Origin of the sequence: Saccharopolyspora montiporae (assembly GCF_015209505.1) — a bacterium.
GTDB classification, from domain to species: Bacteria; Actinomycetota; Actinomycetes; order Mycobacteriales; family Pseudonocardiaceae; genus Saccharopolyspora; species Saccharopolyspora montiporae.
The window spans coordinates 1-16,877 of record NZ_JADEYC010000042.1 but is presented as its reverse complement, the minus strand read 5'-3'; the positions used below and the strand labels follow the sequence as shown (position 1 = coordinate 16,877).

The 16,877-nt window shown below is 72.1% G+C and carries 15 protein-coding genes; 12 read left to right on the top strand and 3 right to left on the bottom strand.

Annotated elements, in window-relative coordinates; all coding sequences use genetic code 11:
• Window positions 1–78: 78 nt before the first annotated feature.
• On the bottom strand, window positions 79–633 hold the full coding sequence (locus IQ251_RS18360) for a TetR/AcrR family transcriptional regulator C-terminal domain-containing protein (protein WP_193930069.1): 555 nt from the start codon (window positions 631–633) through the stop codon (window positions 79–81).
• Window positions 634–732: 99 nt separating this feature from the next.
• Here IQ251_RS18360 and bioB point away from each other — a divergent pair, with 99 nt between their 5' ends.
• The 5 genes from bioB (at window position 733) to IQ251_RS18335 (ending at window position 6,891) form a co-directional block, all read left to right on the top strand.
• On the top strand, window positions 733–1,791 hold the full coding sequence (bioB, locus tag IQ251_RS18355; RefSeq protein WP_193930067.1) for a biotin synthase BioB: 1,059 nt from the start codon (window positions 733–735) through the stop codon (window positions 1,789–1,791).
• Window positions 1,791–3,050: an adenosylmethionine--8-amino-7-oxononanoate transaminase gene (locus IQ251_RS18350; RefSeq protein WP_193930065.1), complete on the top strand. Its 1,260-nt coding sequence runs from the start codon at window positions 1,791–1,793 to the stop codon at window positions 3,048–3,050. The genes bioB and IQ251_RS18350 overlap by 1 nt, the downstream gene beginning before the upstream one ends.
• Window positions 3,047–4,186 carry an 8-amino-7-oxononanoate synthase gene (locus tag IQ251_RS18345; RefSeq protein ID WP_193930063.1) on the top strand — a complete coding sequence of 380 codons (1,140 nt, stop codon included), beginning with the start codon at window positions 3,047–3,049 and terminating at the stop codon, window positions 4,184–4,186. Before IQ251_RS18350 ends, IQ251_RS18345 begins: the two co-directional genes overlap by 4 nt.
• Window positions 4,183–4,845 (top strand): dethiobiotin synthase, encoded by a 663-nt coding sequence (bioD, locus tag IQ251_RS18340; protein ID WP_193930061.1) that lies wholly within the window; start codon window positions 4,183–4,185, stop codon window positions 4,843–4,845. The genes IQ251_RS18345 and bioD overlap by 4 nt, the downstream gene beginning before the upstream one ends.
• Window positions 4,846–5,439: 594 nt before the next feature.
• A complete protein-coding gene (locus IQ251_RS18335; protein ID WP_193930059.1) occupies window positions 5,440–6,891 on the top strand; it encodes a catalase in 1,452 nt (483 codons plus the stop codon).
• Between the two features lie 58 nt (window positions 6,892–6,949).
• On the opposite strand, the gene gnd is transcribed toward IQ251_RS18335, so the two are convergent.
• A complete protein-coding gene (gene gnd, locus IQ251_RS18330) occupies window positions 6,950–8,407 on the bottom strand; it encodes an NADP-dependent phosphogluconate dehydrogenase (protein ID WP_193930058.1) in 1,458 nt (485 codons plus the stop codon).
• A 191-nt stretch (window positions 8,408–8,598) separates the two neighbouring features.
• Here gnd and IQ251_RS18325 point away from each other — a divergent pair, with 191 nt between their 5' ends.
• From IQ251_RS18325 to IQ251_RS18315, 3 genes are all read left to right on the top strand, one after another.
• Window positions 8,599–9,051 carry a VOC family protein gene (locus IQ251_RS18325; RefSeq protein ID WP_193930056.1) on the top strand — a complete coding sequence of 151 codons (453 nt, stop codon included), beginning with the start codon at window positions 8,599–8,601 and terminating at the stop codon, window positions 9,049–9,051.
• Between the two features lie 150 nt (window positions 9,052–9,201).
• Window positions 9,202–10,509, top strand: coding sequence for an alpha/beta fold hydrolase (locus IQ251_RS18320; protein WP_193930054.1), 1,308 nt, complete (start codon window positions 9,202–9,204; stop codon window positions 10,507–10,509).
• An 84-nt stretch (window positions 10,510–10,593) separates the two neighbouring features.
• Window positions 10,594–11,223: a class I SAM-dependent methyltransferase gene (locus tag IQ251_RS18315; RefSeq protein ID WP_193930052.1), complete on the top strand. Its 630-nt coding sequence runs from the start codon at window positions 10,594–10,596 to the stop codon at window positions 11,221–11,223.
• Between the two features lie 49 nt (window positions 11,224–11,272).
• Here the strand turns inward: IQ251_RS18315 and IQ251_RS18310 are convergent, their stop codons facing one another.
• Window positions 11,273–13,150 carry a gamma-glutamyltransferase family protein gene (locus tag IQ251_RS18310; protein ID WP_193930050.1) on the bottom strand — a complete coding sequence of 626 codons (1,878 nt, stop codon included), beginning with the start codon at window positions 13,148–13,150 and terminating at the stop codon, window positions 11,273–11,275.
• A gap of 223 nt (window positions 13,151–13,373) precedes the next feature.
• Here IQ251_RS18310 and IQ251_RS18305 point away from each other — a divergent pair, with 223 nt between their 5' ends.
• From IQ251_RS18305 to IQ251_RS18290, 4 genes are all read left to right on the top strand, one after another.
• Window positions 13,374–14,036, top strand: coding sequence for a GOLPH3/VPS74 family protein (locus IQ251_RS18305; RefSeq protein ID WP_193930049.1), 663 nt, complete (start codon window positions 13,374–13,376; stop codon window positions 14,034–14,036).
• A 25-nt stretch (window positions 14,037–14,061) separates the two neighbouring features.
• Window positions 14,062–14,553 carry a GNAT family N-acetyltransferase gene (locus IQ251_RS18300; protein WP_193930047.1) on the top strand — a complete coding sequence of 164 codons (492 nt, stop codon included), beginning with the start codon at window positions 14,062–14,064 and terminating at the stop codon, window positions 14,551–14,553.
• Between the two features lie 67 nt (window positions 14,554–14,620).
• Complete coding sequence (locus IQ251_RS18295; RefSeq protein ID WP_370591492.1) at window positions 14,621–15,820, top strand: aminotransferase class V-fold PLP-dependent enzyme; 1,200 nt, start codon at window positions 14,621–14,623, stop codon at window positions 15,818–15,820.
• Window positions 15,821–16,422: 602 nt separating this feature from the next.
• Window positions 16,423–16,877 (top strand): DUF6531 domain-containing protein (locus tag IQ251_RS18290; RefSeq protein ID WP_370591491.1); only part of this gene is annotated, 455 nt, incomplete at its 3' end.

Here is a 16,877-nt window from a genome sequence, read left to right as displayed (position 1 = left end):
CCTGGGGAACGGTGCTCGCCGGGCGGCCCGGTGGCGGAACCACCGACGCCGCGCGGCAAGTCCTCCCGCGGCGTCGCGCTAGTCGCGCACTCGGCAGCGCAGCCCGTCGAGCACCAGGTCGAGCCCGCGCTCGAAATCGGTCGGGCCCCAGGGAGACCGGTCGATGGCGCCGGCGCTGGTGGCCTGCAGCGCGGTCTGCTCCTCGACGGTGTGGCCGAACACGAGGTGCAGCAGCGTGCGCGCGGCGACGTCGCCCACCTCCTCGGTCAGGCCCGCATCCCGCAGGCAGCGCCGCAGCTCGGCCACGGGTTCGCGGGCGCCGAGGCCGAAGGTGTGCGCGGTGACGACGACTTCGGCGCCGTCCCGGTAGGCCAGCATCGCGTCGCGGAGTTCGCCGCACAGCTCGACCACGCGCCCGTCCCAGGTCTCGGCGCGGCGCGGGCGCCTGCCGCGGCGCACGATCTCGTCGGCGACGGCGGCCAGCAGCGTCTGCTTGTTCGGTACGTGGTGGTAGAGCGCGCTGGGCTGCACGTCGAGCTCGGCGGCCAGTCGCCGCATGGTCAGCGATTCCAGCCCGTACTCGTCGAGCACCCCGATGGCGCGGTCGACGATGTCGCTGCGGTGGTAGCGCACCCGATTCCCTCCGGTTGACCGGTCGATGCGCCCAGTCTAGCCTGAACGGTGTTCAGGTGAACAGTGTTCAGGTCGTGTCGTCCGACACCGGGAGAAGCGATGTCCACCCCCTTCCACCAGCTCGCCGACCGGATCCTCGCGGGCGCACCGGCCACCGCCGACGACGCCCTGTCCGTGCTGCGCGCGGACCCCGCCGAACTGATGTCCCTGGTGGCCGCCGCCGGTCGGCTCCGCCGGGCGCACTTCGGCAACACCGTGAAGGTGAACTACCTGGTCAACCTCAAATCCGGTCTGTGCCAGGAGAACTGCAACTACTGCTCGCAGGCGCTGGGCTCGGCGGCGCCCGTGCTCAAGTACTCCTGGCTGTCCCCGGACGAAGCGCTGGACCAGGCCGCGGCGGGGATCTCCGGCGGTGCCGGGCGGGTGTGCCTGGTGGCCTCCGGACGGGGCCCGTCCGGTCGGGACATCGGCAAGGTCACCGAGGTGGTCGGCGCGCTCAAGGAGCGCTACCCCGACGTCGAGGTGTGCGCCTGCCTGGGTTTCCTCGCCGAGGAGCAGGCCCGCGCGCTCAGCGACGCCGGTGTCGACGCCTACAACCACAACATCAACACCGCCGAGAGCCACCACGCCGAGATCGTGCAGACGCACACCTACGCCGACCGGGTCGACACCGTGCGGACCGCGCAGCGGGTGGGGCTCTCCCCGTGTTCCGGGCTGATCGCCGGGCTGGGCGAGACGGACGAACAGCTGGTCGAGGCACTGCTCGCGCTGCGCGAGCTGGATTCCGACTCCATCCCGGTGAACTTCCTGATGCCGTTCGACGGCACACCGCTGGCCGGGACCTGGGAGCTCACCCCCGCCCGGTGCGTGCAGATCCTGGCCACGGCCCGGTTCGTCTGCCCGGACCGGGAGGTCCGCATCGCGGGCGGACGCGAGATGCACCTGCGCTCGCTGCAATCGATCGCGCTGCACGTGGCGAACTCGATCTTCCTCGGCGATTACCTGACCTCGGAGGGGCAGGACGCGGAGGCGGACCTGGCGATGATCCGGGACGGCGGCTTCGTCGTGCTCGGCTCGGACGAGGAACTCGCCCAGCGCACCGACCGGCCCGCCATCCGCCGCCGGGGCGCGGGCACCGACCTGCTGCCGAACGCCTGATGGGGCGCGGCGATCTGCTCGCCGTCGACCGCGAGCACCTCTGGCACCCGTACTCCTCGATGCTCGATCCCGCCCCCGCGCGGCTGGTCACCGGTGCCGCGGGCAGCCGGATCCACCTCGACGGCATCGGCGAGGTCGTCGACGGGATGGCGTCCTGGTGGTCGGCCATCCACGGCTACCGGCACCCGGCGCTGGACGAGGCGGTGCGCGGTCAGCTGGACCGGATGGCGCACGTGATGTTCGGCGGGCTCACCCACGAGCCCGCGATCGCAGTGGCCGAGCGGTTGATCGGCCTCGCCCCGGACGGGCTCGACCGAGTCTTCCTCGCCGACTCCGGCTCGGTGGCCGTCGAGGTGGCGATGAAGATGGCGCTGCAGTACCAGCGCGGCGCCGGGCGCCCGGAGCGGACCCGGTTCCTCACCGTTCGCGGCGGGTACCACGGGGACACGTTCGACTGCATGAGCGTGTGCGATCCGCAGGGCGGGATGCACGGCATGTGGTCGGACCTGCTGCCGCAGCAGGTGTTCGGCGAGCGCCCGCCGCGCCCTGGCGGCGATGTCGACGCCTGGGCAGCGGGATTCCGCGCGCTGGCGGCCGAACACGCCGACCGGATCGCCGGGATCGTCGTCGAACCCGTGCTGCAGGGCGCGGGTGGGATGCGCCCGTATGCGCCCGAATGCCTGCCGGTGTTCCGCGAGGTCGCCGACGAGCACGGAACAGTGCTGATCTTCGATGAGATCGCCACTGGGTTCGGCCGCACCGGAACCCTTTTCGCCGCCGAGGCGGGCGGGGTGGCGCCGGACGTGCTGTGCGTGGGCAAGGCGCTCACCGGCGGCTACCTGACGCTGGCCGCGGCGCTGTGCACGGCCGAGGTCGCGCGGGGTGTCTCCGCGAGCGAATCCGGTGCGCTGCTGCACGGGCCGACGTTCATGGGCAACCCGCTGGCCTGCGCGGTCGCCGCGGCGAGCCTGGACCTGCTGGCCACCGGGGCGTGGGTCGACGACGTGCGGCGGATCAACCGCGGGCTGCAGGCGCTGCACGACATCGACGCGGCCGACGTGCGGGTGCTCGGTGCGGTCGGCGCGGTGCAGCTCGACCACGACGTGGACACCGCGGCGGCGACGGAAGCAGCGCTGTCCCAAGGGGTGTGGCTGCGCCCGTTCCGCGACCTGATCTACACCATGCCGCCGTACGTGTGCACCGACGAGGACATCGCCGCGCTGTGCGCGGGGATCCGGGCCGCCGCGGAGGCGGGATGAGCAGCTGGGAGCGGTGGTTCGCCGAGCAGCGCCGCGCGCGGGAAGCGGCGGGTCTGCAGCGGGTGCTGCACCCGAAACCGGTCGACGAGGACGTGGTGGACCTCGCGGGCAACGACTACCTGAGCCTGAGCGGGCATCCCGAGGTGCGGCAGGCGGCCGCCGAGGCCGCGCTGCGCTGGGGCGCCGGAGCGGGCGCGTCCCGGCTGGTCAGCGGAACCACCGCGCTGCACGCCGAATTGGAGGGCGAGCTCGCCGCGTTCACCGGAAACCAAGCGGCACTGGTGTTCTCGACCGGATACCACGCCAACCTGTCCGCGGTCACCGCACTGGCCGACCGGGACGCGCTGATCGTCTCCGATGCGCATGTGCACGCCTCGCTCATCGATGCCGCCCGGCTGTCCCGGGCCGAGGTGGCGGTGGTCGGGCACAACGACGTGGACGCGGTTCGCGGTGCGCTGGCCGGGTCCGGGGCCCGTCGGGCGATCGTGCTGACCGAGTCGGTGTTCTCGGTGCTCGGTGACGCCGCGCCGCTCGATGAGCTGGCCGCCGCGTGCGCCGAGCACGACGCGCTGCTGCTCGTCGATGAGGCGCACGGGATCGGTGTCCTCGGCGACGGCGGTCGCGGTCTGCTGCACGCCCGCGGGCTGGCCGGTGGGCCGCACGTGGTGTGCACCGCGACGCTGTCCAAATCGCTGGGCGCGATGGGCGGCGCGGTCCTCGGTTCGACCGGGTTGATCGACCACCTCGTCAACCGGGCGCGCCCGTTCATCTTCGATACCGGGCTGGCGCCCGCACCGACCGCCGGGGCGCTGGCCGCGCTGCGCCGGTTGCGGGCCGAGCCCGAGCTGGCGGCGCACGTCCACCGGCGCGGTGCCGAGCTCGCCGACCGGTTGGGCGTGCTGCGCTCGGCCGGGGCCGTGCTCTCGGTGCCGATGCCCTCGCCGCGGACCGCGCTGGGCGCGCGGGAGGCGGTGCGGGAGGCCGGTGTCCGGGTCGGTTGCTTCCGGCCGCCGTCGGTGCCGGACGGGGTCTCCCGGCTGCGCATCACCAGCCGTGCGGGGATCGACGAGCAGCGCTGGTCGCGCGCGGTGGACGTGCTGGCCGACGTCATCGATGAGCACCGGAGGACGCCGTGATCACCGTGGTGACCGGAACCGGGACCGGTGTCGGCAAAACGGTGGCCGCCGCGGCATTGGCCGTCCACATCGGACCCGACTGCATCGTCGCCAAACCTGTGCAGACCGGAATCGGGGATGACGAGACCGATATCGGTGCGGTGCGCCGCCTGGCCGGCTGCCCGGTCGTCGAGTTCACCCGGCTGCGAGATCCGCTCGCACCGGACACCGCAGCCCGGCTGCGCGCGGAGCGAATCCCGCGCGTCGGCGAGCACGCGGCGCGGGTCCGCGAGCTGGCCGCAGCGCACGAGCACGTCATCATCGAGGGCGCGGGCGGGCTGCTCGTCCGGCTGGACACCGCGGGCGGCACGCTGCGCGACCTCGCCGCCGACCTCGCCCGGGACCACCCGGTGCGGATCCACGTCGTCACCGGCATCGCGCTCGGTGCCCTCAACCACGCGGCGCTGACCGTCGAAGCGCTCGCCGCCCGGGACCTGCGCCCGACCGGGCTGGTGCTCGGTGCGGTCCCGGAAGCGCCGGGCCTCGCCGAGCGATGCAATCTCGCCGACCTGCCCCGGGTCACCGGGGTGCCGATCGCCGCCGCGCTTCCGGACGCGGCCGGGTCCCTCGATCCGGAGATCTTCCGCGAGCGGGCCCGAACCTGGTTCGCCGCACCCTGACGCCTGGGTGATCGGCCTGACCCGCACCGATCGCCCCCGGCGAGCCCGCCCCGGGACGTACTGCTGCGCGCTGCGTTCGAGATGCGAAACGTGATCGGGACATTTCGGCCAGCGTTCGTCGATCTGGTGCGCCCAGCGGAGCCGGCCGACACATGATCGGCCGAGAGTTGTCCATGGTGGGTGCGTGAAGCGGTTCGTGTCCGGGCTCGTCCGGCGAGGACACCGGCTCGTGGACGTGCCCCAGCCGGACAAGCCTTTCTCGCCACCCGCGGCTAGCGCCGGTGGGACGTCGACGATGACCTTCACCGTCACCAACCGCTCCGAGCTCGGGCAGTGCCCCGGTGCTGTGGCCGGCAGGTGTCGCGCTGCTCCGGCTGCGCCGACGCGGCTGAGCGTTCGCCTGTCGCCGCCCGGCCCGCGGACCGGGCGGCGTTCGTCCTGCGCGGTGCGATGCCCGGATCTAGCCTCGGTGGCGCCGGGCCCGCGAACGGGTGTGCTGCGCCGGGTTCCGCAGCAGGCCGACGCCGGCCCACCGACCGCCGTCGGGAACCGGACCGCCGGGTCCGCGGCACCGCACCGTGTGGGGAGAGCGCGATGAGTGATGACTTCACGACGAACGAGACCGGCATCCCGGTGGAGAGCGACCAGTTCTCGCTGTCGGTCGGCCCGGACGGCCCGATCCTGCTGCAGGACAACTACCTGATGGAGAAGATGGCCCGGTTCAACCGGGAACGGGTCCCCGAACGGGTCGTGCACGCCAAAGGCGCGGGCGCCTACGGGACTTTCGAGGTCACCAACGACGTTTCGCAGTTCACGATGGCCGACGTCTTCCAACCGGGCAGGCGCACCCAGATGCTCGCGCGCTTCTCCACAGTGGCCGGTGAGCAGGGGAGCCCGGACACCTGGCGGGACCCGCGCGGATTCGCGCTGAAGTTCTTCACCCAGCAGGGCGTGTACGCGATGGTCGGCAACAACACACCGATCTTCTTCATGCGCGATCCCAGCAAGTTCCAGGACTTCATCCGCTCGCAGAAGCGCAGCCTGCGCGGCGCCCTGCGGGACAACGACATGCAGTGGGACTACTGGACGTTGTCCCCGGAGTCCGCGCACCAGGTGACCTACCTGCTCGGCGACCGGGGGATCCCGAAGACCTACCGGAACATGAACGGGTACAGCTCGCACACTTACATGTGGGTCAACGCCGCGGGGCACAAGACCTGGGTGAAGTACCACTTCAAGTCCGATCAGGGCGTGGACCACCTCACCGATGCCGAGGCCGCCGCGATGGCCGGGGAGGACGCCGACTTCCACCGACGCGACCTGCTCGACGCGATCGAGCACGGCGAGCACCCGTCGTGGACGCTGTACGTGCAGCTGATCCCCTACGAGGACGCGGCCGATTACCGGTTCAACATTTTCGACGTCACCAAAACGGTCCCGCACGCGGACTACCCGCTGACCGAGGTGGGCCGGATGACCCTGCACACCGTGCCGGAGGACTACTTCGTGCACATCGAGCAGGCCGCCTTCGACCCGTCCGACCTGGTTCCGGGGGTGGGGCCTTCTCCGGACAAGATGCTGCAGGCCCGGCTGTTCTCCTACGCCGACACGCACCGCTACCGCATCGGGGTCAACTACACCGACCTGCCGCCCAACCGGGCGCAGAACGAGATCCGTTCCTACGGCAAGGACGGTTCGATGCGGTTCTACCCGCCGAACGTCGCCCGGCCCTACGCGCCGAACTCCTACGGCGGGCCCACCGCCGACGAGGAGCGGTTCAACCACCCGGCGGGCTGGACGGTGGAGAGCGCGGAGATCGTGCGCGCCGCTTACACGCTGCACGCCGACGATGACGACTTCGGGCAGGCCGGCGCGCTGGTGCGCGAGGTGATGGACGACGCGGCGCGCGAGCGGCTGGTCGGCAACGTGACCCGCCACCTGCTCAACGGGGTCAGCGCACCGATCCGCGAACGGGCTTTGGAGTACTGGCGCAACGTCGACCGGGCGACCGGGGACGCGGTCGCGGCAGGCGTCGAGAGGAGCTGAGCACCGCGTCCCCGCGGGCATTGGCGGGGGATGCCCGCGCGGGCGCGATCGGATCCGGTCAGTCGGCGCGTTCCTCCGGTCGCTGCGGCTCGGCCCAGCGGGTGTGGAACACGCCGTCCCGGTCGGTGCGGTGGTAGGTGTGCGCACCGAAGTAGTCGCGCTGGCTCTGCACCAGAGCTGCGGGAAGCCGATCGGCGCGCAGGCTGTCGTAGTAGGCCAGGGCCGCGGACAGGCCCGGCGCCGGGATCCCGCGCTGCGCCGCCGTGGCCACCACCCGCCGCCAGGGCTGCTGCGCCTGGCCCAGCGCCTTGGCGAAAGTGTCGTCGACCAGCAGCGCGGGCAGGTCCGGGTGCGCGTCGAAGGCGGCGCGGATCCGGTCGAGGAAATCGGCGCGGATGATGCAGCCGGCGCGCCAGATCGCGGCCACCCGGCCCTGGTCGACGTGCCAGCGGTAGTCGGCGCTGCCGGTGGCGATCTGGTGGAAACCCTGCGCATAGGCGACGATCTTGGCCGCGTAGAGCGCCTGTTCGATGTCCCGCGTGAACTCCGCGCCGCCGACCGCGGTCGCGTCCGGCCGCGGTCCGGGCAGGTCCCGGGCGGCGCGGCGCAGGTCGGCGTGCCCGGAGGTGGCACGGGCGAACACGGCTTCGGCGATGCCGTTGACCGGAACACCCAGGTCCAGCGCGAGTTTCACCGTCCAGCGCCCGGTGCCCTTCTGCTCGGCCTGGTCGAGCACCACGTCGACGAACGGCAGGCCGGTGTCCGCGTCGCGGTGCGCGAGTACCTCCGCGGTGATGCCGATCAGGTAGGAGTTGAGCCGGCCGCGGTTCCAGTCGGCGAATACCTCGGCGATCTGCGCGGGTTCCAGTCCGCCCGCGTGTCGCAGCAGGTCGTACGCCTCGCCGATCAGCTGCATGTCGGCGTACTCGATCCCGTTGTGCACCATCTTCACGAAGTGGCCCGCGCCGTCCGGTCCGACGTGCGTGACGCAGGGGCTGCCGTCCGGGGCCGCGGCCGCGATCGATTCCAGCATCGGACCCAGCGCCCGGTAGGACTCGGCCGAACCGCCGGGCATGATGCTGGGTCCGTGCAGCGCGCCCTCTTCGCCGCCGGAGATCCCGGTGCCGACGAAGTGGATGCCGCGCTCCCGCAGCTGCTGCTCACGGCGGCGGGTGTCCTCGAAGTGCGCGTTGCCGCCGTCGACGATCACGTCGCCCTCGTCCAGCAGCGCGGCGAACTCCTCGACGACCCGGTCGGTGGCCTCGCCGGCTTTGACCATGACGACCAGGCAGCGCGGTCGGGCCAGGGCGCGCACGCAGTCGGCGGCGGTTTCGGTGGGCACGAACGTCCCCTCGCCGCCGAATTCGTCGACGAGCTCGCGGGTGCGGGCCGGGGTGCGGTTGTGCACGGCGACCGCGTAGCCGCGGCGGGCGAAGTTGCGCGCCAGGTTGCGGCCCATCACGGCCAGGCCGGTGACCCCGATCTGCGCCGCGGCGGTGCTGACGTCGGAGCTCATCGTGCGCGATCCCCCTTCCCGGGCGGTGCCCGGGCAGTACACCGCCTCCGGCGGGTGCGTGCCCGGTGATGTCGGCCGGCCATCGGCTACCCCGGCGGCCGGGTCCCCCACACCGGGCCGGTCGACCGCGCGGGACGGGGTGCGCCAGCAGACTGGCCCGGGAACGGACCGCTGCGGAGAGGACACCGGCGATGACGGAACAGGGCCTACCCGCCCCGGAGTCGGGGCTGGTGCTGACGCATTTCCTGGTGGTGCGCGACGTGGTGCGCTCGCGCCGGTTCTACGCCGAGGTGCTCGGCGGTGAGGTGGTGCTGGAGGACAACCCGGCGATCGTGCAGGTGGCCAACACGTGGATCATCATGAACCCCGGCGGCGGGCCGACCCCGGACAAGCCCGGGATCTCGTTGGTGCCGCCGGAGTCGGATGATCCGGTGACCGCGTTCTTGAACGTGCGGGTGGCCGATATCGCGGCCTTCTACGCGAGTGCGCGGGCCGCCGGGGCGGAGTTCCTCACCGAGCCGATCGATCGCAAGGCCGAGATCCGCTGCTACATGCGGGATCCGGACGGCAGGCTCATCGAGGTCGGGCAGGCGACCGGCATGCTGCACGGGGTGTTCGCCGATCCGCCCGCCGGGCGGGGCTGAACGGCTGCGCATCCCGGGTGACCGACCATTACGAACTGATTTCAAATCTACCGGCTGGTAGGAAACCGATTGCCAGGGCCGTGCGCCCCGGGCCACTCTCCGCAGTTGCCTGCCCGTGCAGGCAGTTGCTCGCACCGGAGGGAGCCGCCCGTGACCGCACGTCCGTTCCGACGCATCTCGGCCGTCCTGCTGACCGCCGCCCTCGGCCTTTCGCTGACCGCCGCGACCGCGACCGCCGACGAACCGCAGCGGCCGCCGTTCTACGAACCACCGCAGGAGTTACCCGCAGGCAACGGCGAACTCGTGCGCTCCGAACCCGCCGAGTACTACCTCGACCCGCTCAAGGCCGTCCCCGCCGACGCCGACGTGCAGCGGATCATGTACCGCTCCACCGACGGCGTCGGCGAGCCGACCGCGATCACCGGCACCGTCATCACCCCGCGCGGCGAGTGGAGCGGCGAGGGACAGCGCCCGGTGATCGGCTACGCGCCCGGTACCCAGGGCATCGGCGACCACTGCGCCCCGTCCCGCCAGCTGGCCAACGGCACCGAGTACGAGGGCGTGTTCGTGCAGGCGATGCTGGCCAAGGGCTACGCGGTGGCCATGACCGACTACGAGGGCCTGGGCACACCCGGCACGCACACCTACGTCAACCGCGAGGTCAGCGGGCACGCGGTGCTCGACGCCGTCCGCGCCGCGCAGCGGCTGCCGGACGGCGATGCGCCCGCAGGCGGTCCCGTCGCGCTCTACGGCTACTCGCAGGGTGGTGGCGCCACCGCGGCGGCCGCCGAACTCGCCGGCTCCTACGCGCCCGAGCTCGACATCCGCGGTGCCGCGGCCGGTGCGGTGCCCGCCGAGCTCGGCGAACTGGGCCGCAACCTGGAAGGCGGGCTGTACTCGGCCTTCCTCGGCTACGCCACGGCCGGCATCGCCGAAGGCGGGGGGATCGACCTCGACGAGTACCTCAACGAGGACGGCCAGGAGTACCGCGCCGACCTGGAGCAGGCCTGCACGATCGAAGCCGTGGGCCGGTTCGCCTTCACCGACACCAGCGAGCTCACCACCGACGGCAGGCCGCTGACCGACTACCTCGACGAGGAGCCGTTCGCCCGGCTCGTCGACGAGCAGCGGCTCGGCCGCGGCAAGCCCGCGTTCCCCGTGCTGGTCTCGCAGAGCAGGTTCGACGACGTGATCGCCTACGAGCAATCGCAGCGGCTCGCCGAGCAGTGGTGCGCCGCGGGCGGCGACGTGCAGTTCGCACCCAACCTCGGCCCGACCCACGTGGGCGGTGCCGTGGCAGGGTTCCCGCGCGCGTTCGCCTGGCTCGACGAGCGGCTCGCCGGGGAACCGAGCACGCCGAACTGCGGCGACACCGAGCAGGCCCCGGCCGACCCGGCCGTGCCCTACGACGAGAACCGTCCGCTGCTGCCCCAGGTCGCCGACCGGTTGGACGCCTGATCCGCCGGGTCCCGGCGCGGCGAACCGGTCCGCGCCGGGACCCCGCGTGGCACGATCGGCACCGACCGACGTGCGGAGGTGCCGATGAGTCCCCGAACCGACCACAGCCCGAGGTGGCGCCGCTACTGGGATCGGCAGGCCCCGTCCTGCGACCGGGTCATGCGCCGCGCCGACCGGCTGCTGTTCGGTGACAGCCGCGAATGGGTGTGCTCCCGCGGCCGCGGCGAGATCCTCGAAGTCGCCATCGGTACCGGGCTCAATCTCCCGTTGCATCCCCGGGAAAGCCGGATCACCGGAGTCGAGTGGAGCGGTGAGATGCTGCGCCGCACCCGGGACCGCGCCGACGAGCTCGGTCGTCCGGTCGAACTGGTGCAGGCCGATGCCCGCGCGCTGCCGTTCCCGGACGCCTCCTTCGACACCGTGCTGTGCACGTTCTCGCTGTGCGCGATCCCGGACGAGCCGGTCGCCGTCGCCGAGATGCACCGGGTGCTGCGGCCGGGGGGATCGCTGCTGCTGGCCGACCACATCACCAGCAGCAACCTGCCGGTCCGCCTGCTGCAGCGCCTCGCGGACCCGATCACGACCGCGCTCGGCGGGGAGAAATTCCTGCACCGCCCGCTGCCGCACGTGCGCGCCGCCGGGTTCGAGGTCGAGCTCCGCGAACGCTTCCGGCTCGGCATCGTCGAGCGGATCACCGCACGCAAACCCGCGTGACGGCGGGCGGAAAGCCCCGTTCGGCAAGGAGTCTCCGCCCGCACCGCGGTCACCACCCGACCGCGGACCCGTCCTTGCGGTGGTCGGAGGCCGCCCGGTACACGCCGTTGACCGGGCCAAGCGGTCCCGTGCTGCGTGGCCACTCACCGGCGTGCTCCGGGGTGAACAGGATGGCCTGGTAGCCGCCGACACCGCTGCTGCTCGGCGGATCCAGCCGGTGGCCCAGCGCCGCGAGCTGCGCGCCGAACTCCTCGTGCAGCTCGCGTTCCAGCTCCAGCGCGTCGTCGAACTGGTTGTGGCAGAACCGCGCGGCGTCGGTGGCGGCCTGCGGGTTGAACCCCAGGTCGATCATGTACACCATCTCCAGTGCCTGCGCCTGGGCCTGCGCGTCCCCGCCCATGTTCCCGAACGACAGCACCGGTCGGCCCTCGCGCGTGACGAACGCGGGCATCAGCGTGTGGTACGGCCGCTTGTGCCCGGCCACCGTGTTCGGCCGGTCCGCGGCGAGGTCGAACATCGCCCCGCGGTTGTGCAGCGGGAACCCGTAGTCGGGGATCGCGACGCCGGACCCGAACTTGTCGAAGTTGCTGTAGATGAACGAGGTCATGTTGCCCCACCGGTCGGCGGTGGTCAGGTAGACCGTGCCGGAGTTCACCACGCCCGGGTACTCCGGCGGCTGCGCCCGATCCGGGTCGATGCGCCGGCACAGCTCGGCGGCGTGCTCGTCGGAGAGCAGCCGCTGCAGCGGGACGTCGACGAAATCCGGATCGCCGTTGTAGCGGTTGAGGTCGTCGTAGGCGCGCTTCTTCGCCTCGATGAGCAGGTGCCAGAACCGGGTCGAGCGCGGGCCTTCCGCCGCCAGGTCCACACCCAGCACCCGGGGGAACTGCTTGATGATGCCCAGCATGATCAGCGCGGCGAACCCCTGGTTGGGCGGCGGCAGCTGGTGCATCCGGTAGCCGTGGTAGTCCACCGAGACCGGTTCGACCCACTGCGCCCGGTAATCGGCCAGGTCCCGCGCGGTCACCGCACCACCGGTGCGTTCGCTCTTGGCCACGATCGCCCTGGCGATCTCGCCCCGGTAGAACGCGTCCCGGCCGCCGCGCTGCAGCGTGCGGTACGCGTGCGCCAGCTCCGGGTTGCGCACCACCGAGTACAGCTCCGGGCTCCGGTCGCCGATGAGGAAGGTGCGCGCGGAGTCCGGATCCTCGCGCAGCAGGTCCACTTTGCCGTGCCAGTCGTCCCGGACCCGTTCGGTGAGCCCGAACCCCTGCGCGGCCAATTGGGCCGCCGGTTCCAGCACGTCGTGGAAGTCCTTGCGCCCGAACCGGTCCAGCAACCGGTGCCAGCCCTCCACCGCGCCCGGCACGGTGGCCGAGTCGATGCCGGTGTAGGGCATGCCGGTGCGCTCGTCGAACCCGCGGTCGGCGAAGTAGCGCCTGCTCCACGCTCCCGGGGCCCAGCCGGCGGCGCTGATCCCGTGCACGATGCGATCGGCGGCGCAGTAGTGCAGCGCGAAGCTGTCCCCGCCGATGCTCGCGCTGGGCACCTCTACGAGTCCGAGCGCCGCGGCGGTGGCCACGGCGGCATCGGCGGACGTGCCGCCCTCGGCCAGGATCCGGGCGCCGACCTGGGCCGCGACCGACTGGCTGGTGGCGACCGCGCCGTTGCGGGCCAGCACTTCGGCCCGGCTCTGGCCGCCCCACCCGACGTTGCGGTCGCCCGCCGGGGCGTCGATGCGCACGCCGGGTTCCGGGACATCGGCCGTCGGGATGCCGAACGGGGTGTCGCTGATCGTCGTCGCGGGGCCCCGGGGTGCCGCCGTTGCGGCGGTGCCGCCGGCGGTGCTCGCTGCGGACAGGGCTGCTGCGGTGGTGGCGCCGGCTTTGAGCACGCTGCGGCGCGTGGGGCGGGAGAGGTCGGTCACGGGGGAGTCCTTCCGGTTCGTGCCGATTTCGCCCGAACACACCTACTCCGCTGCAGTGGTCGTGAACAAGACCTGCGGTGTGAACGCTGGTGCGGCGCGGGGAAATCCGACCGTCACGCGCAGCGACCGCGGGCCACGGGAATTCCGCGATGCGGAATCGGGCGGTTCCGGATTGGCAGGTATTCTCGGGGGACGCACACACCGGCCGGTGAGAGGTTCGCCCATGCCCCAACCCCTGAACCTGGCCGAAGGTCTGGCGCTGTCGACCTTCGCGCCGGAGGGCAAACCGCGCTTCGGACGCTGGGAGCGCGATGCGGCCGCGGCCGCCGGGTGGTTGGTGGAACTCGAACTGGCCGGACGCATCGAGCTCAACCCGCTGGGCGTGTCCGCCGTCGACCCGACACCGGCCGGCGAGGTCCAGCTGGACGCGGTGTTGCAGGAGATCCAGCAGGCCGAGATGCAGGACCTGCGGGGCTGGGCGCTGCAGCTACTCGCGCACGACCCGGGCGAGCTGACCATGGGAAAGCTGGTGGAGCGCGGCATCGTGTCCACCGAGCGCCGGGGTTTCCTGTGGATCAACCGGACCTGGTACCCGGAGCTGGATCCGGAACCTCGGCGCGAGTTCCTGCGCGGGTTGCAGCTCGCCGACGGTGCCGAGCCCGACCGGCGGACTGCGGCGGCACTGGTGATCAGCGACGCCGGTGGCATCGACCGCGCGGTGTTCCCGGACATCTCCCGCGCGGCCTTCGCGGCGCGGGTGGATCAGGTGACCGGGCAGCAGTGGCGGACCCCGGCCGACCGGCAGCTGATGCGCGATCTGCACCTGGCGGTGCGCACCTCGGCGAACCTGGGCACCGACTGGCCGCACGCCGTCCGGCGCGGCTGAGGGCACGCGGGTGCACCATGGCGCTGTGCAGCTGATCGACGCGGCACCGGCCGACGCGCGGGCGGTAGCGCGGCTGCACGTGCGGGCGTGGCAGGTCGCCTACCGCGGTCTGCTGCCCGATGAGCACCTCGACTCGCTGAGCGTCGAGCAGCGCGCTGCGCGCTATCGGTTCGGCAGCGGCCCGCTCACTACCGCGTTGGCCCGGGAATCCGGCGACCTGCTGGGGTTCGTCACCTTCGGGCCGGCCGGGGACGAGGCCGGAGCCGGGCAGGTGCACGCGCTGTACGTGGACCCGGCCGCGTGGCGGCGCGGAACGGGCGCCGCGCTGCTGGAACATGCGCAGAACCGCCTGCGCGCAGCAGGTTTTGGCGCCGCAATGCTGTGGGTGCTGGCCGCGAACGACCGCGCGCGGTCCTTCTACGCCCGGCACGGGTGGAGGCCGGACGGCGGCCGGCGCACCGAGTGTCTCGGTGGACGAGCGGTGGATGAGGTCCGGCACCGCAGGAGGCCGTTGTGACGCGCAGCGGTTCTGCACCGGGATAGGGTGGCCCCGGCGGACCGGATCGATCGGGAGGGCGCACGTGGTGGCGACGTTGGACGACGAGGACCTGGCCGGTGGCGAGCTGGTGGCCGCGCTGCGCGCCGACACCGCGGGCTGCGCGAACGTGGTCCACTTCAACAACGCCGGTTCCGCACTGCCGCCGAAACCCGTGGTGGAGCGGGTGATTCGCCATCTGCGCAGCGAAGAGGCCGTCGGTGGCTACGAAGCGGCCGGTGCGGTGGCCGAGGAACTCGCCGCCGTGCACGGCGATCTGGCCGCGCTCGTCGGCGCCGATCCCGCGGAGATCGCGGTGGTGGACAGCGCCACCCGGGCCTGGCTGGCGGTGTTCACCGCGCTCCCGCTGAGCGCAGGCGACCGGATCCTGACCTCGGTCCCGGAGTATTCCAGCAACATCATCGCCATGCGCTCGGCGGCCGAATCCCGCGGTGTGCGGGTGGACGTGGTGCCCAGCGCCGAATCCGGCGAGATCTGCACCGACTCGCTGCGCGCGATGCTGGGCGAGGACGTGCGGGTGGTGGCCGTGACGCACGCGCCCACCAACGGCGGGCTGCTGCAGCCGCTGGCCGAGATCGGGCGGATCGTGGCCGACAGCCCCGCAGTGTTCCTGGTGGACGCGTGCCAGAGCGTCGGGCAGGTGCCGATCGATATCGCCGCGGTGGGCGCGGACGCGCTGGCGGTGACCGGGCGCAAGTACCTGCGCGCCCCGCGCGGCACCGGATTCCTGGCCGTGCGGCGGGGATTGCTGGAGCAGCTCACCCCGGTGCACCTGGACCTGCACTCGGCCACTGCGGAGGGCAGCGGATTCCGGTTGCGGGAGGACGCGAAGCGCTTCGAGCTCTGGGAACGCGATGTCGCCGCGGTGCTCGGCCTGGCCGAGGCCGCCCGGTACTACCGCCGGGTCGGGATCGGCCCGGCGCACCGGAGGATCACCGCATTGGCCGAGCACCTGCGCGGCGAGCTCGACGGGATCCCCGGCGCCGAGGTGACCGACCTGGGCACCGAGCGCTCCGGCATCGTGGCGTTCCGCAGTGACCGGGTGGCGGCCCCGGACCTGCAGGCGCGGCTGCGCGAGGCGGGCATCAACACCACGGTGTCCCGCGCGCCGTCGACGCCGTGGGACATGCAGCGGCGCGGGCTGGACGAAATGGTGCGCGCCTCGGTGCACTACTACAACACCCGCGCCGAGCTGGACCGGCTCTGCGAGGTCGTCGCCGCTGCGTGACCGGGCCGCTGCGTTTTCGCCATGTCGAGCATCGAGGTGATGTCCTCGCCGCGATCGAATTCCTCGTCGAACACCTCAGCCTGCACGGAGCAACCTCCTCGCCCGTGGCTCTACGCGGGTTGGTCTCGTTGGTGGGTTGTGCGTGTTCATCGATGAAGAGTATGCGCCGAGACGCGGAACGGATCTCATCAGCATTTGACATCGTGGCGGTTGCGCGTTCGCGGCCGATCAGGCAGGGCCGTGTTGTGCTGGAACGACCCGCGTGCCTGCGGGATTGCTCCACCCGAAGGAAATCCGAGCCGGGTTCGTGACCAGCCCACACCCCGGCGACGCCCACGGGATCGCTGGGCACATGGCTACACCCGTCTCAGTGGGTCCTTTGTGGCTGATCACCGGCGGATTCCCGAGGTGTTGACCACGCTGCGGTGACCGCGCACCGTGACAACCGACCGCTCGCCGCAGCCCGGTGTCGGGGGACTTTTCCGGTGCTGTGGCGCGGTTTTCCCGCACCACCAGCACCCCACGCACCTCCCGGGGTGCTGACACGCTGCGCCACCACACCCCCGGTGGCGCAGTACCGCGCGAGCGAAGGAGTACGTGTCATGGCCATCGACGGGCAGGGTTTGGGCAACCGGCCGCAATACTCGCTGCAACGCCACCGGGTCAGCGACCGCATCGAGCTGCAGGTCAACCTGTTCAACGGCAACACCGTCGTCGTGGTGCAGGACCTGATCGTGCGCGGCACCGGCCTGCACCTGAGCATCGGGCACGTCTACAACAACCAGGCACCCGCCGACGGGCCCCAATCGTTCGGCCGCGGTTGGACCGCCACGCTGGGCCCGGACATCGGCCTGGACCTGGGCGCGGATGCGGCGGTGTTGCGGGGCCCGACCGGATACCGCGAAACCTTCACCCGCGACGGCAGTGGGTTCGTGACCCCGCCGCGGATGGATGCCGACCTGACCGAACAGGCCGATGGCACGTATCTGCTCCGGTTCCGCTATGACCAGCGGAGCTGGGTGTTGGGCCTGGTGCAGGGTTTGGTGACAGCTGCTTA